16 protein-coding genes, 1 other RNA gene and 2 pseudogenes are annotated in these 15,417 nt (G+C 50.4%); 12 read left to right on the plus strand and 7 right to left on the minus strand.

Going from position 1 to position 15,417, the window contains the following annotated elements; translation table 11 throughout:
- Positions 1–15: 15 nt before the first annotated feature.
- Positions 16–1,635, plus strand: a complete 1,620-nt coding sequence (nadB, locus tag AC6I77_RS14430; RefSeq protein ID WP_039660456.1) for an L-aspartate oxidase — start codon at positions 16–18, stop codon at positions 1,633–1,635.
- Here nadB and trmN read toward each other — a convergent pair.
- Positions 1,620–2,369: a tRNA(1)(Val) (adenine(37)-N(6))-methyltransferase TrmN gene (gene trmN / locus AC6I77_RS14435; protein ID WP_039659514.1), complete on the minus strand. Its 750-nt coding sequence runs from the start codon at positions 2,367–2,369 to the stop codon at positions 1,620–1,622. The two genes, nadB and trmN, sit on opposite strands and share 16 nt — an antisense overlap.
- Positions 2,370–2,533: 164 nt before the next feature.
- Between trmN and srmB the strand changes: the two genes are divergently transcribed.
- Positions 2,534–3,862 (plus strand): ATP-dependent RNA helicase SrmB, encoded by a 1,329-nt coding sequence (gene srmB / locus AC6I77_RS14440; RefSeq protein ID WP_003848590.1) that lies wholly within the window; start codon positions 2,534–2,536, stop codon positions 3,860–3,862.
- Positions 3,863–4,079: 217 nt separating this feature from the next.
- Here srmB and grcA read toward each other — a convergent pair whose 3' ends face one another.
- Positions 4,080–4,463, minus strand: a complete 384-nt coding sequence (gene grcA, locus AC6I77_RS14445; protein WP_008926720.1) for an autonomous glycyl radical cofactor GrcA — start codon at positions 4,461–4,463, stop codon at positions 4,080–4,082.
- 242 nt (positions 4,464–4,705) lie between these two features.
- Between grcA and ung the strand changes: the two genes are divergently transcribed.
- Entirely contained in the window at positions 4,706–5,386 is a 681-nt protein-coding gene (gene ung, locus AC6I77_RS14450; RefSeq protein WP_105098901.1) for a uracil-DNA glycosylase, read from the plus strand.
- Between the two features lie 59 nt (positions 5,387–5,445).
- On the opposite strand, the gene grpE is transcribed toward ung, so the two are convergent.
- Positions 5,446–6,027, minus strand: coding sequence for a nucleotide exchange factor GrpE (gene grpE, locus AC6I77_RS14455; protein WP_003848585.1), 582 nt, complete (start codon positions 6,025–6,027; stop codon positions 5,446–5,448).
- Between the two features lie 122 nt (positions 6,028–6,149).
- Here grpE and nadK point away from each other — a divergent pair, with 122 nt between their 5' ends.
- From nadK to bamE, 3 genes are all read left to right on the plus strand, one after another.
- Entirely contained in the window at positions 6,150–7,028 is an 879-nt protein-coding gene (gene nadK, locus AC6I77_RS14460) for an NAD(+) kinase (protein WP_003848582.1), read from the plus strand.
- Between the two features lie 84 nt (positions 7,029–7,112).
- Positions 7,113–8,774, plus strand: coding sequence for a DNA repair protein RecN (recN, locus tag AC6I77_RS14465; RefSeq protein ID WP_003848580.1), 1,662 nt, complete (start codon positions 7,113–7,115; stop codon positions 8,772–8,774).
- A 186-nt stretch (positions 8,775–8,960) separates the two neighbouring features.
- On the plus strand, positions 8,961–9,308 hold the full coding sequence (gene bamE / locus AC6I77_RS14470; protein WP_003848578.1) for an outer membrane protein assembly factor BamE: 348 nt from the start codon (positions 8,961–8,963) through the stop codon (positions 9,306–9,308).
- 96 nt (positions 9,309–9,404) lie between these two features.
- Here bamE and AC6I77_RS14475 read toward each other — a convergent pair whose 3' ends face one another.
- Both AC6I77_RS14475 and AC6I77_RS14480 read right to left on the minus strand, forming a co-directional pair.
- A complete protein-coding gene (locus AC6I77_RS14475) occupies positions 9,405–9,698 on the minus strand; it encodes an RnfH family protein (protein WP_154926906.1) in 294 nt (97 codons plus the stop codon).
- Positions 9,691–10,125 (minus strand): type II toxin-antitoxin system RatA family toxin, encoded by a 435-nt coding sequence (locus AC6I77_RS14480; RefSeq protein WP_008926724.1) that lies wholly within the window; start codon positions 10,123–10,125, stop codon positions 9,691–9,693. Before AC6I77_RS14480 ends, AC6I77_RS14475 begins: the two co-directional genes overlap by 8 nt.
- Positions 10,126–10,283: 158 nt before the next feature.
- On the opposite strand from AC6I77_RS14480, the gene smpB reads away from it, so the two are divergent.
- The 4 genes and pseudogenes from smpB (at position 10,284) to AC6I77_RS14500 (ending at position 12,525) form a co-directional block, all read left to right on the plus strand.
- Positions 10,284–10,766, plus strand: a complete 483-nt coding sequence (gene smpB, locus AC6I77_RS14485; RefSeq protein WP_003848573.1) for an SsrA-binding protein SmpB — start codon at positions 10,284–10,286, stop codon at positions 10,764–10,766.
- A 43-nt stretch (positions 10,767–10,809) separates the two neighbouring features.
- Positions 10,810–11,171, plus strand: a transfer-messenger RNA (tmRNA) gene (gene ssrA / locus AC6I77_RS14490).
- Positions 11,172–11,346: 175 nt separating this feature from the next.
- Positions 11,347–12,030: pseudogene (locus tag AC6I77_RS14495) on the plus strand (phage integrase central domain-containing protein); the annotation flags it as partial.
- A 168-nt stretch (positions 12,031–12,198) separates the two neighbouring features.
- Positions 12,199–12,525, plus strand: coding sequence for a hypothetical protein (locus AC6I77_RS14500; RefSeq protein ID WP_187512834.1), 327 nt, complete (start codon positions 12,199–12,201; stop codon positions 12,523–12,525).
- A gap of 18 nt (positions 12,526–12,543) precedes the next feature.
- Here AC6I77_RS14500 and AC6I77_RS14505 read toward each other — a convergent pair whose 3' ends face one another.
- Together AC6I77_RS14505 and AC6I77_RS14510 are read right to left on the minus strand one after the other, a co-directional pair.
- Positions 12,544–12,816, minus strand: a complete 273-nt coding sequence (locus AC6I77_RS14505) for a hypothetical protein (protein ID WP_140915747.1) — start codon at positions 12,814–12,816, stop codon at positions 12,544–12,546.
- Positions 12,817–13,197: 381 nt separating this feature from the next.
- On the minus strand, positions 13,198–13,755 hold the full coding sequence (locus tag AC6I77_RS14510; protein WP_238343229.1) for a hypothetical protein: 558 nt from the start codon (positions 13,753–13,755) through the stop codon (positions 13,198–13,200).
- Between the two features lie 327 nt (positions 13,756–14,082).
- Here AC6I77_RS14510 and AC6I77_RS14515 point away from each other — a divergent pair.
- Positions 14,083–14,507, plus strand: a pseudogene (locus AC6I77_RS14515) (hypothetical protein); the annotation flags it as partial.
- 412 nt (positions 14,508–14,919) lie between these two features.
- Complete coding sequence (locus AC6I77_RS14520) at positions 14,920–15,384, plus strand: hypothetical protein (protein ID WP_337026957.1); 465 nt, start codon at positions 14,920–14,922, stop codon at positions 15,382–15,384.
- Positions 15,385–15,417: the final 33 nt, after the last annotated feature.

Consider the following 15,417-nt stretch of genomic DNA (forward strand, 5'->3'; position numbering starts at 1 on the left):
AAATTAAACATTATGATGAATGTGACCCCGGATTATGAGTGCGATGTATTAATTGTTGGCAGCGGTGCCGCCGGTCTGTCGCTGGCGTTACGGCTGGCGAAGCATTGTCAGGTGACCGTACTCAGTAAAGCGCAGGTGAATGAGGGTTCAACGCTCTATGCTCAGGGCGGTATTGCTGCGGTGTTTGATGAGACGGATAGCATTGAGTCGCACATCGAAGATACGCTGATTGCCGGCGCAGGTTTATGCGACCGTGATGCGGTCTCGTTTATTGCCAGTAATGCCCGGCATTGCGTACAGTGGCTGATCGACAACGGCGTCGCGTTTGATCTCGACCCGCAGGCAGCGGGCGATATGCGCTATCACCTGACACGCGAAGGCGGCCACAGTCATCGTCGTATCCTGCACAGCGCTGACGCCACCGGTCACGCGGTTGAAACCACACTGGTGAGTCAGGCGCTCAGCCACCCCAATATACGGATTCTCGAACGTACCAATGCGGTCGACCTGATTCTTTCAGATAAAATCGGCCTGCCGGGCACACGCCGGGTGGTCGGTGCGTGGATCTGGAACCGTAATCGCGAGCGGGTCGAAACCTGTCGGGCACGAGCCGTTGTGGTCGCCACCGGCGGTGCCGCCAAAGTCTATCAATACACCACAAACCCCGATATCGCCTCCGGTGATGGCATCGCTATGGCGTGGCGCGCGGGCTGTCGGGTCGCCAATCTGGAATTTAACCAGTTTCACCCAACCTGCCTGTTTCATCCGCAGGCGCAGAATTTCCTGTTAACCGAAGCATTACGCGGTGAAGGTGCCTGGCTGCTGCGTCCCGATGGCAGTCGTTTCATGCCCGATTTTGATGAGCGTGCCGAACTGGCTCCGCGCGATATCGTCGCACGGGCCATCGATCATGAAATGAAGCGGCTGGGTGTCGACTGTATGTATCTGGATATCAGCCACCAGCCTGAAGAATTTGTTCGCGCGCACTTCCCGATGATCTATGAAAAGTTGCTGACCTTTGGCTTTGACCTGACCAAAGAGCCCATCCCGATTGTGCCTGCCGCCCATTACACCTGTGGCGGTGTCATGGTCGATCAGCATGGTCAGACTGACGTCAATGGGCTCTATGCCATCGGTGAGGTGAGTTACACCGGCCTGCACGGCGCTAATCGCATGGCTTCGAATTCACTGCTGGAGTGTCTGGTTTATGGCTGGTCTGCGGCAGAAGCGCTGATCAGGACGCTGCCCGCCATTGAAGCCGTTACTGCATTGCCTGCATGGGATGAAAGCCAGGTCGATGACGCCGATGAGCGCGTGGTAATCCAGCATAACTGGCACGAGCTGAGGCTATTTATGTGGGATTATGTCGGTATTGTCCGCACGACCCGGCGTCTGGAGCGGGCGTTGCGCCGCATTAACCTGCTTCAGCAGGAGATCGACGAATATTATTGCCATTTCCGCCTCTCCAATAATCTGCTGGAGCTGCGTAACCTGGTGCAGGTCGCTGACCTGATGGTGCGCTGCGCGCTGGAGCGGAAAGAGAGCCGTGGCCTGCACTTTATCCGCGACTACCCGGATTTACTGCCAGAGGCGCTGCCGACCATTCTGACACCGCCGGGCTACATGAAGAGGTAAAACTCCCGCGTCAGGCTGCACCACTCATCGGAATAGCGGGTGTCCGGCGCGCGGATGGCCAGACGCTCCAGTAACGTTTCACCGGCCTGCGGTGACAGAGCCAGCACAACGCGATGTGGCGGACGATGGGCATATTCCGCCACGTCCAGCCGGAAACGCAGATGCCAGCCATCCGCCCTAGCCAGATCGATAAACGCCTGGCCGGAAGCCGAGGGCAGCACCACACAGAACATCCCTTCCTCTTCAATCAGTAACGCGGCACTGCGTAAGAGCGTCTGATGGTCGAGCGAAGCCGTCGAACGTGCGCTGTCCCGCGCCGCGGTGGAGCAGGCCACGCCCGGCGCGAAATACGGGGGATTGCTGACGATAAGCGAGTAACGTTTATCACACTGCTCAGCCCAGCCGGCGATATCCTGCTGATGCACCCGAATACGTTCGGGCCACGGCGACTGCTGCACATTCTCCTGCGCCTGCCCTGCGGCTTCCGGTTCTAACTCAACCGCATCGATTTCAACCGGCGACGGCGTGCGCTGTGCCAGCATCAGCGCGATAAGCCCGCTGCCGCTGCCAATATCCAGAATGCGCCTGACACCGGCAACGGGCGCCCAGGCCCCGAGCAGAATGGCATCGGTGCCCACTTTCATCGCACAGCGATCGTGTGCGACAAAAAATTGTTTAAAGGTAAATCCGTTCTTGTTTAACTGTGGCCGTTCACGCGGCTTATCCTGCATCATTCGTCACTACCATCGTTTTTTCCTGCCGTACGGCAGCGCATGAGTGTAACGTGACGACAGAGGGAATTCACGCGACAGACACCCCCAGGCGCAGCCGAAACGGATTAACAGATGAAGATTCAGTCTGATCTGTCTATAATCAGCGCCCCAAACTGAGGTAGACCATGACAGTAACCACATTTTCCGAACTCGAACTCGACGAAAGCCTGCTACAAGCGTTGCAGGAAAAAGGCTTTACGCGCCCAACAGTGATCCAGGCTGCTGCAATTCCGCCCGCACTGGAGGGTCGTGACGTTCTGGGTTCGGCACCTACAGGGACCGGGAAAACCGCCGCGTATCTGTTACCGGCGTTGCAGCACCTGCTTGATTTTCCGCGCAAGAAATCCGGACCACCCCGCATCCTGATTGTGACCCCAACACGCGAACTGGCGATGCAGGTTGCCGATCATGCGCGTGAACTGGCGAAACATACCCATCTGGATATCGCCACGATCACGGGCGGCGTGGCTTACATGAACCATGCCGAAGTGTTCAGCGAAAACCAGGATATTGTCGTCGCCACCACCGGCCGACTGCTGCAGTACATCAAAGAAGAGAACTTTGACTGTCGCGCCGTAGAAACCCTGGTACTGGATGAAGCGGACCGCATGCTTGATATGGGCTTTGCCCAGGATATCGAAACCATCGCGGCTGAAACGCGCTGGCGTAAGCAGACCATGCTCTTTTCCGCCACGCTGGAAGGCGACAACATTCGCGACTTCGCCGAGCGTCTGCTGAACGATCCGGTAGAGCTGGAAGCGGACCCGAGCCGTCGTGAGCGCAAAAAAATTCAGCAGTGGTACTACCGCGCTGATGATCTGCAGCACAAGACAAAATTACTGATTCACCTGCTGAAACAGCCGGATGTGACGCGCTGCATCGTGTTCGTGCGTAAGCGTGAGCGTCTGCATGAGCTGGTGAGCTGGCTGCACGAAGCGGGGATTCGCAGCAGCTATCTTGAAGGCGAAATGGTGCAGGCGAAACGTAACGAAGCGATTAAGCGCCTGAGCGAAGGACGCGTTAACGTGCTGGTTGCTACCGATATCGCGGCACGTGGCATTGATGTTGAGGATGTCAGTCACGTCTTTAACTATGACATGCCGCGCACCGCAGATACTTACCTGCACCGCATTGGGCGTACCGGTCGTGCGGGCCGTAAAGGCATCGCCATCTCACTGGTTGAAGCGCACGATTTCGTCCTGCTGGGCAAAATCACCCGCTATGTGAACGAGCCTATCAAAGCGCGTGTGATTGACGAGCTGCGCCCTGAAACGCGTGCGCCAAGTGCCAAAACCACGGGAAAACCGTCGAAAAAGGTACTGGCCAAACGTGCAGAGAAGAAAGCCAGCGAAACTGAAAAACCGCGGGTGAAAAACCGTCATCGTGATGCCAAAAATGTCGGCAAACGCCGCAAGGCTAGCGGCAGTACGCCAGCTAACGAGAATGCGGAATAAATCATCGCCGTCATAAAAAAAACGCCTCAATTGAGGCGATTTTTTTTATCTGATAATCAGTAACAGCCCTTTCACACTGTTTTTCATGCCAGAGCGTTTTCTTTAAGGCGCGAGCATAACAATGCCGGGCAGTAAACTTCTTATCTCGTTAATTATTAAGCTAAAGATTGCTGTGTGCGCTTTGCGCTTATTTTCATCACCTGATTAATCAGACTGCTTAAAGACTTTCAGTAAAGGTACGGGTGATGACGTCGCGCTGCTGCTCTGGTGTCAGTGAGTTAAAACGCACGGCATAGCCGGAAACACGAATGGTCAGCTGCGGATAGTTCTCAGGATGTTTAACCGCATCTTCCAGTGTTTCACGACGCAGAACGTTGACGTTCAGATGCTGCCCACCTTCAACCCGCACCTGAGGTTTAATTTCAACCGGCACTTCACGCCAGGCAAATTCGCCCAGTTCGCTGAGCGCGACAACCTGGTCTTCTTCATAGCCCGCTTTTGCACACAGGCAACGCGCCTGGGCTTTCTCTTCGTCCAGCAGCCAGAATGAGTTCAGTAACTGTGAGTTGTTTGATTGCGTGATCTGGATACCCGTGATCATCATTGCGTCTCCCGAATAAAACGTGAATACATCAAATTTGAGGCCCCGGTATAGCACTCTTTATTCCAGGCCTCTTTGACCTGTATCAATACGAATCAGGCATTCAGGCGGCTTTAACGCTAACCCGTTGATCTCAAACCCGCTGCCATTAAAAAATAATTTGTATTATTCAAATTATTTTTGCCTTCAGGTCGACAGCAGGAACAGCTAAGCTTACGGCACTAACGTTAAGGGAGTTGAACATGGCTGAAAAGCTGACCTGGCACGACGTGCTGGCTGAAGAGAAAGAGAAACCCTATTTTATTGAGACGCTGAAGCAGGTCGCCGATCGGCGCGCCGAGGGTGTAACCGTCTATCCGCCGCAGAAAGATGTGTTTAACGCCTTTCGCCTGACAGAACTGGGCGACGTCAACGTTGTGATCCTGGGTCAGGATCCCTATCACGGGCCGAATCAGGCGCATGGACTGGCTTTTTCGGTGCTGCCCGGCGTTCAGGTGCCGCCCTCACTGCAGAATATCTATAAAGAGCTGGTACAGGATATTCCCGGCTTTGAAAAGCCCAACCACGGCTTTCTTGAGAGCTGGGCTAAACAGGGCGTGATGTTACTCAACACGGTGTTAACGGTTGAAGCGGGTAAAGCCCATTCTCATGCACGATTCGGCTGGGAGACCTTTACGGATAATGTGATTGCGGCGATTAACCAGCACTGTGAAGGGGTGATTTTTTTACTGTGGGGTTCGCATGCCCAGAAGAAAGGCAGCATTATTGATCGCAAGCGCCATCATGTGTTGCAGGCACCGCATCCCTCGCCGCTTTCCGCGCATCGTGGCTTTTTCGGCAGCAAACACTTTTCGACCACCAATGAACTGCTGAGCGCAGCCGGTAAAAAACCGGTGGACTGGACGCCGGTCTTACCGGATTAACGCCAGAAAGCACACGGCCGCGTCAGTGCGCGGCCGTGTGACAGGATTCAGGCGTTGAATCAGCTTTTAGCTTTAGAAACCGCCACCATCGCCGGACGCAGCAGGCGACCGTTCAGCGTATAGCCACGCTGCATCACCAGCATGACATGATTAGGCTCAAACTCTTCAGACTCCATCATCGACATTGCCTGATGCACTTCCGGGTTAAATGGCACGCCCGTTTCACCTACCACTTCAACACCGAATTTACGCACGGCACCCAGCAGGCCTTTCAGGGTCAGCTCAATCCCTTCGATCATGGATGCCAGCTGCGGGTCTTCTTTGTTTGCCACTTCCAGCGCACGTTCCAGGCTGTCGATGACTGGCAGCAGTTCGTTGGCAAACTTCTCCAGCGCAAATTTATGCGCCTTCTCAACGTCCATTTCGGCACGACGACGAATGTTCTCAACTTCAGCCTGCGCACGCAGCTGGGCATCGCGCACACCGGTTTGCGACTGCGCTAATTCAGCTTCGAGCTGAGCAATACGCTCATCACGCGGATCCACCTCTGCTGCTGTCTCCGCTTCCTGAGGTTGCTGCTGATCCTGCTGAATTTCGTCTGAGACTTGCTCGTTTGGGGTGTTCTGTTCTTTACTACTCATGAATTTCTCCGCGTTTTGCACATTCATTTCGCTGGTTGGCTTATTATGGGGATTGGTATGACGGATTCAAGGGAACCTATCACATTGCCTTGCCGTTTTGGCTTATAAGGAACACCGACCAGATGAACAAACACTTTAACTGCATTGGGATTGTAGGTCATCCGCGCCATCCCACTGCGTTAACCACGCATGAGATGCTCTGGCGCTGGCTGACGGCCAAAGGTTATCAGGTGATCGTTGAGAAGCAGATTGCGCAGGAGCTGTCGCTTCACGACGTACAGACGGGCACGCTGGCGGAGATTGGTCAGCAGGCTGATTTAGCCGTCGTGGTGGGTGGTGACGGCAATATGCTGGGCGCAGCGCGGGTGCTGGCGCGTTATGACATCAAAGTGATCGGCATTAACCGCGGTAATCTCGGTTTTCTCACTGATCTCGATCCGGATAACGCGCAGCAACAGCTGGATGAGGTGCTGCAGGGCAACTATTTCGTCGAGAGCCGCTTTCTGCTGGAAGCGCAGGTGTGCAAATCGGACTGCTCGCCGCGTATTGGCTCCGCCATTAATGAAGTCGTACTGCATCCTGGCAAAGTGGCACACATGATCGAATTTGAAGTTTACATCGATGAAGTGTTCGCCTTTTCCCAACGCTCAGACGGGCTGATTATCTCCACGCCCACCGGCTCTACAGCCTACTCACTCTCGGCGGGCGGCCCTATTCTGACGCCATCACTGGAGGCGATTGTGCTGGTGCCGATGTTCCCGCATACGCTTTCCGCGCGGCCACTGGTGATCAACAGCAGCAGTACCATCCGTTTACGCTTTTCTTCACGTCGCAGTGACCTGGAGATCAGCTGTGACAGCCAGATTGCGTTGCCCATCCAGGAGGGCGAGGATGTACTGATTCGCCGCAGTGCCGGTCATCTTGATTTGATCCATCCTAAAAACTACAGCTATTTCAATACGCTGAGTTCGAAACTGGGCTGGTCAAAAAAATTGTTCTGAAAACCGGCCTCGCCTCTTTACTGGATAAAAAACCAGTTTATACTGTATGAAAAACCATATGTGTTTATTCATACAGGTGAACCTATGCTGGCCCAACTGACCATCAGTAATTTCGCTATCGTTCGTGAGCTCGACATTGATTTCCAACGCGGCATGACAGCTATCACGGGTGAGACCGGTGCCGGCAAGTCTATCGCCATTGATGCGCTGGGATTGTGTCTGGGCGGTCGTGCTGATGCCGACATGGTGCGTCAGGGTGCCAGCCGGGCTGACCTCTGTGCCCGCTTCCAGCTTAAGTCCTCCCCTTCTGCCCAGCGCTGGCTGGTCGATAATCATCTGGATGAGGGCAACGAGTGCCTGCTGCGCCGGGTGATAAGCGCTGACGGGCGCTCCCGTGGCTTTATCAATGGCACAGCCGTGCCGCTCTCTCAGCTGCGCGACCTCGGCCAGTTGCTGATTCAGATCCATGGTCAGCATGCCCATCAGCTTCTGCTTAAACCTGATCATCAGAAACATCTGCTGGATGCCTATGCCGGTCACGACGATCTGCTGCAGCAAATGCGCGCCAGCTATCAGACCTGGAATCAGAGCTGCCGCACCCTGGCGCTGCATCAGCAGCAGGCGCAGGAACGCGAATCACGTCGCGAGCTGTTGCAGTATCAGCTGAAAGAGCTGAACGACTTCGCACCGCAGCCGGGTGAATATGAGCAGATCGATGAAGAGTACAAGCGCCTGGCTAACAGCGGACAACTGCTGTCGACCAGCCAGCAGGCACTGCAGCTGTTAGCTGACAGCGATGACACAAACCTCAACAGCCTGCTCTACACGGCGCGTGAGATGATTTCTGAACTGACTTCACTGGATGAGAAGCTGAACGGCGTTCACAATCTGCTGGAAGAAGCCGCCATTCAGTTGACCGAAGCCAGCGATGAGCTGCGTCACTACTGTGACAGCCTGGATATGGACCCTAACCGCCTGTATGAGCTGGAAAAGCGTATCTCACGTCAGATCGCGCTGGCCCGTAAGCATCACGTTACGCCGGAAGGCCTGCCCGAACTGCATCAGCAATTGCTGGCAGAAGCGGAGCTGCTCTCACAGCATGAAAGCGATCAGGAGAGCCTGCAGTCACTGGTGGGTGAACATTATCAGGCCGCGCTGAAAAGCGCAGAGCAACTGCATCAGCAGCGCAGCCACTTTGCTGACGAACTGCAGCAGCTGATCACCCAGAGTATGCATCTGCTCTCGATGCCGCATGGCCAGTTCAAAATCGCGCTGACCTTTAATCCGGATCAGCTCACGGCAGACGGCGCGAGCCGAGTCGATTTCCAGGTCACCACTAACCCAGGACAGCCATTGCAGCCTCTGGGTAAAGTGGCTTCCGGTGGTGAACTGTCGCGTATCGCGCTGGCAATTCAGGTGATTACTGCGAAGAAAATGGAAACACCGGCAATGATTTTCGATGAAGTGGATGTCGGCATCAGCGGCCCGACCGCTGCCGTGGTCGGTAAACTGCTGCGTCAGCTGGGTGAATCGACCCAGGTGATGTGTGTGACTCACCTGCCGCAGGTGGCCGGTTGTGGTCATCAGCACTTCTACGTCAGCAAAGAGACCGATGGCGCAATGACTGAAACCCATATGCAGCCACTGGACAAGAGGGCGCGTCTGCAGGAACTGGCGAGACTGCTGGGCGGCAGCGAGGTCACACGCAATACCCTGGCCAACGCAAAAGAACTTTTAGCCGCATAGCAGCGCACTTTTTTAACCCTCCGTGGTCATATGCTTGCTCTGTAGAGGTTTCCAACAGCGAAAAGGTTTATTATCATCGGCACTTATGTCGCCAGAGTAATAAAGCCTGCCGCAGGCAGAGTTCAGATTTTGATGGCAAGAAAGCCGCCTTTAAAAGGCGTTTGGCCCCGGAAAAGGAATGTATAGATGCGCTGTAAAACGCTGACTGCCGCGGCAGTAGTAATGTTGATGATGACCGCCGGATGTTCCACCTTAGAGCGCGTGGTCTATCGTCCTGATATCAACCAGGGGAACTATCTGGTTGCCAACGATGTGGCCAAGATTCATACCGGTATGACACAGCAGCAGGTGGCTTACACGCTCGGTACGCCGATGATGAAAGATCCTTTTGGCAGCAACGTCTGGTATTACGTTTTCCGTCAGGAGCCTGGTCATGAGGGCGTAAAACAGCAGACGCTGACGCTGACTTTTGATGGTAACGGCGTTCTGACTAATATCGACAACAAGCAGAATCTGTCACAGAACAACGACTGATTGCCCGTAAGATTGTCAGAAACAACAGACAGCAAAAAGGCGCACTGAGCGCCTTTTTTTATGCCATGTATCCGCTGTATCTGATGGGATAAGGGCTTATTTTTTGCTTTCTGCCGCTCGTTCTGCGCGCTGCCGGCGTAACTCTTTAGGATCGGCTATCAGCGGACGATAGACTTCGATACGATCGCCCTCATTCACCACATCATCCAGCTTCACCGGACGACTGTATATGCCGACCTTGTTACTGGCGAGGTCAATCTCCCGACGCAGTTCAAGTAGTCCTGATTTGAGGATGGTCTGTTCTACCGTGCTGCCCTGTTCCACTTTTACATAGAGCTGATACTGCTTTTCAGGCAAGGCATAGACCACCTCGACGGAGATATCAGGCACGGTAAACCTCTTTGGCGCGCTGTGTGAAAGCCTGCACCATGCTGTTGGCCAACTCTTTGAAGATCCGTCCAAAGGCCATCTCTACCAGCATGTTGGTGAACTCGAACTCCAGGCTTAACTCAACCTTGCAGGCGTCATCGCCCAGCGAGACGAACTTCCAGCCGCCAGTCAGCTTGCGGAACGGACCATCAACCAGTTGCATATGAATGCTCTGGTTATCCGTCAGGGTATTGCGGGTGGTAAACGTTTTGCTGATGCCCGCTTTCGACACATCCACGGACGCCGTCATCTGATTCTCAGACGCATCCAGCACGCGGCTTCCGGTGCAACCCGGCAGGAATTGCGGATAAGCATCCACATCATTTACAAGTTGGTACATCTGCCCGGCACTAAACGGGACCAGCGCCGAACGACTAATCTGAGCCATAATGGTTCCTGTTCATCACAAAACCGCTGAATAATAGCATTTTCAGCGATTAAACAAAAATGTCCCCGAGTGAGGGTGTGCTAGAATATCCCGTTTCCTGCCGCCCCGCTGGACTGGGGATGCGATAACCGACTAAGTGATGTAAAATACGCCGCACTATGACAAAGAAAAAAGCACACAAACCCGGTTCTGCCACTGTTGCCATGAACAAACGCGCCCGCCACGAGTACTTCATTGAAGAGGAGTATGAAGCGGGATTGTCGTTACAAGGATGGGAAGTTAAGTCACTTCGTGCCGGTAAAGCCAACATCAGCGACAGCTATATTCTGCTGCGCGATGGCGAAGCCTTTCTGTTCGGTTCAACCTTTCAACCCTTAGCCGTTGCCTCCAGCCATGTGGTCTGTGACCCGACGCGCAGCCGTAAACTGCTGCTGAAGCAACGTGAACTTGATTCACTGTATGGCCGCGTTAACCGCGAAGGCTACACCATCGTGGCGCTGTCGCTGTACTGGAAAAACGCCTGGTGCAAACTGAAGATTGGTGTTGCACGCGGTAAGAAAGAGCACGACAAGCGCGACGATATCAAAGACCGTGAATGGAAACTGGATAAAGCACGTATCATGAAGAATTCAAAGCGTTAAGCACTGGATTTTGATTTGTTTTGTTGCTAGTATTTGAAGTTCTGGGGCTGATTCTGGACTCGACGGGATTGTGAAGCCTTAGGAGCATGCCGAGGGGCGGTTTGCCTCGTAAAAAGCCGCAAAAAAATAGTCGCAAACGACGAAAACTACGCTTTAGCAGCTTAATAACCTGCTTTTAGCCTTCTCTCCCTAGCTTCCGCTCTTAAGACGGGGATCAAGAGAAGTCAAACCCAAAAGAGATCGCGTGGATGCCTTGCCTGGGGTTGAAGCGTTAAATCCAATCAGGATAGTCTGTTAGTGGCGTGTCTGTTCGCAGCTAACCGGCGAATGTAAAAACTGACTAAGCATGTAGTGCCGACGGTGTAGTAATTTCGGACGCGGGTTCAACTCCCGCCAGCTCCACCAAAATTCTTGGTTGATGGTTACCAGAACCATCATCGAAGTCCTGAAAGCCCGCAAGGTGAAAGCTTTGCGGGTTTTTTTGTGTCCATAGCAGTCCACTGAGAGTGGCTAGAATCCACGCCAAATGACACCCTGTTTTCGCCCCAGCCCCATGGGTCCAAAATCTGAGGGGCCGAACATGCCGAAAATCGTCACTAAACTCAATAATAATCAAATCAAAAACACTAAGCCTGCCGAGAAGGAAGTGAACCTCTTTGATGATGACAGCTTGTTTTTGCGCATATCGCCGATCATGAAAGGTGGCATGAAAACTGGTACTTCAGGTATGCGACTCCTGTGACTAAGAAACGAACGAAAATGAGTTTGGGTACTTACCCTTACCTTATATTCGCGCAAGATAGCTCTCTCAGAGATCAGTACCTTGCCCTACTCGCCCAGCAGATTGATCTGCAAACGCATAAGACCGACAAAGCGAATGCATTAAAAGCGTCCACTGAACACACCTTGTAGGTGGTGGCAAGAAAGTGGCTGGAAGAGAAGAAAAGAACGTCAGTGATTTTAGAAGATCATGTAGCTGATATCTGGCGTAGCCTTGAACGTAACGTCTTCCCTGGATTGAATAATGTTCCGATTAAAGAGATTCGGCCCAAACTCTTGAAGCATCAGCTTGATCCAATCGAACAGCGCGGGGGGTCTTGAAACCCTGAGGCGCATTATCTCCCGGCTAAATGAAATTTTTCGTTGAATAGCTACCAAGGAACTGATTGAGTTCAATCCCGTTGATATCTTTGCAGAGCGCCTTCAAAAATCTAAAAAGAAAAATATGCCAGCATTACCTCCTTCAGAATTACCAGGCTTTTTGGCTACATGTAATTTTAAAAGCACATATTTAATGCGGAAATGTTAGCATTAAAGAACTATTGCTAAAAATTAAAAAACCAGAAGCCTTACCAATACCGGTCCGGTTTGTATAGAGCTTGGGTAATGAGTTACAATCTGACTATCGTAAGACAAATAAATAACATTCATTATGAATAAAAAGAAAATCGAAGAAATGCTTTTAAAAGAGGGTTTTACACAAAAAGAAGTCTCTGTGATACGCCAGCATGCTGATAAAAACGGTTATCCTTATCCCTGGCTCCTTTCACAGTTAAAGAAAAGATTCATAGCTGCAATGATATTAATAGCTATCCTTCTCGCAGGACTCATTTATACCATTCGCAGCGGTACACAAGAAAACCTTGTATCTTATTCGATAACACTGTTAGCAGGCTTCACAATTCTGTATATTTTTATCCCGTTGAAGCCGGCATACAAAGCATTTAAATTTTTGCGAAAACACTCTCATATTTTATAAAGTCGATAATGAACATTTTCATTTATTTAATCGAAGAATCGCACTGCCTTTTCCCCCTACTGCAATACATTCACCACTAGAGACATCTATATAATATTTAACTGGATTAGGCATACTTTCCATCATCCATGGAAGATCTTCAGAAAATTTTAAATCTGAGGTTGAAATAACCCAAACAGATTTGCCATCAAAAGACGCTCTCACAGCCTCATGAAAACGTTCGTCCCAACCATGACCTGTTTCCCTTGCATATTCTTTGGCAATTTCAACAGCTTTATTTTGCGATATCATTGCTGAACTCCATACCAAACATTATACATCAACCCTCCAACCACTACTGGACCCAAAAGAATACCTGCGGTTTCATGCCGCAATAATGTATAGGTAATTTCGTAAGTATTTCCAAGAGGGAACTTGAAGCCTTCAATGATATATTCCCTACTCATCCTCTGGCTCTTAATAAGCCAATAGTTTCAGCAAGTGACTCTTCCAGGTATCGTAATATATATGATTTATTATATGCGCTTTGTCTCATGAAAACCCTAAGTTCTCTAAATAAATAGAACTTAGGCGCAATTGCCATGTGTACCTGTTCATGATAAAGAGTTGAAAGCATCTGCAAATATGCGTCATCTTTCGACATTGCGCCAGGATAGTAGTTGCGTCCTACTTCTACGTCCCCCAGGGTTTTGTGCGTCCCTGAACGACGTCACTATGCTTTGTGATTTTTATCTTAGGAGTATAACGCCAGCCTCCATTGCGAGGGAGGTTCATTTTCCTTCCAATATCGCTGCTGTATCTGGGCATTTTTACTCCCCTGAAAGGAGTCTTAAATGTATCACCAGGCTTCTTCTTCAAAAGAAGTGCGAGGACAGTATTAACGCCTATCAGAGTGATCGCGTCTGCTAAATCCTTAGCAGCAACGTCAAGATCTCCTTCGCTACGAGCTGCGTTAGTCTTCGTGGCAAAATCAAACAACTTCTTAGCCGCTTCAAGCGCTACGCCCCCTACTGCTACCCAGCCTACAATGAGAAGCACTAAATCAGCGATTTCACCAATCCCAAAAAAGTGCGCACCAGCCCAAACCACGATGACCCCCGCCATAGTTGCTAATGCTGATGGGGTGACCATAGCAAGAAGCTGTTGACCTACGTCAGAGGGTAAGAGCACTGCCGCTTTAGAAATGGCTAGCTGTAGCCTTGACTGTATATCGCCAGGGATAACTTCCATTCTCTATCCTCAGTTATATGTTAAGCTGCCTGCAGAATAACTCTTGAATACTGCATTATCCAGTAGTTTTGCTTATCATCTTTGTTTGACCTGATCGAAGAAAAGATATCCACTTATCATTTAGCTTTTAAAAAATTCATTAAAAATGACAGAACTAAAATAGTCATTTAAATTAACAATCCAACCTAACCCTCAATAATAAAAACGTTAAAATCCGAAAAAAATATAATGATAGTTGATATTAAATTTGAGAAAGCAAACAAAAGGCAATCACGATAATTCTATATTACTAACTGAAGGTTGTATCTGATACTGGGAGTAGATCAAAATCTACCCAGTCGCTCCCTGGTACATGAATGGTCTACAGTGGGGCTGGCATGATATTCAAGTTATGCAGGCAATGCAGCAAAAGCGGCAAAGTTCTTGAAATCAGGTGGTTACATAGGAATGGGGTTTGCCTTTGCTGGACCACGAATGACGTACTCAATGCCTGCGTTAAAGGACGTGAGAGCGAATGTAAAAGAACCGCATTCAAAGAGTATGGTAAGTTTGGTGCTTCGATCTTAACGGGTGTGGGAGCTGGCGCAGCCGGTTCTTTCGCAGGTTTAGGTGTATGCGCAGCAATAGGGATCGCCACAGCAGGAACCGGCGCGGTAGTCTGCGCTTCTGTTGGCTCAATAGCTGCGGGCTATGTAGGTGCTAAAGCGAGTGATTCTGTAATGGATACTATCTATGAATACATGGGAATTTGAGAAATGAAATCGGTCCTGATGGTCTTGATTATGCTTCCTTTAGTTTGCTTAGTAGCAAGTGTTATTTTGTATCTGATTAACAGGTCTCGCTACAAGGAATTGATCTCAGACTTCCAACAAAAGCATACACTTCCCCCCCCTTACTTGTTGCACTGCAATATGGGATATATAGGTTCACCTCTAATGGCCTATTTTTTCATGCGATTAAAACAAAACAAAAAAATCTTATTTTTAAACAGGAGCGATAATGCTTATAATTTTGCACATGAAAGTCAAAATATAAAAAAGATAAATACTCTCAAACCGCTTTACTATACTTTTGCATTTGGTTTTTCATGCTGTTTGCTACCTGGACTTATTGTGATTTTTATCCAACTTCATATTATTTAATTTTTCCAGTATGGAGATAGTCATGGAACAAACTCTCTCGGTAAAGCTTATTGAGAAAAGTAAAGCGACTGATTTTCAGCAGGCCGTTTCTGAAGTATTGATCGATAACAAACCGACGGGTATTACTATAAAAGGACAGGTACTCGAAGCCTCCGTTAAAGTCGACAATGACAGCTATATTCTTTTCACAACGGATGATGTGATCTTTGAAGAGTTTCTTACTGTTACTCTCATCAGCCTGAGTCAGGGTATTGTTGAAAGTTTGCAGGTTGGCAATGAGTATTCGTCAGGCTCTTTCGAGGTGCTGTCTGTCAATCACAAAACCATTGAGTTCAATTTCATTGGCGGGTCTGTCCGGACAATTAAAGTGAACGACTCGCCAAAGCTCCGTATCCCTTTCTTTTCGGATCCGCGTGGCGTAAAACGCTCTTCAGTTCTGAAAGCGTATCTGAAGATAGATGCAAAGCCATCGCCCTCCCCTGCATAAAAAACCATTTAGCAAAAGCAATTGTTATACATT

The sequence above is a fragment of the Pantoea sp. X-Soil-ISGK-259 genome, from assembly GCF_059730705.1.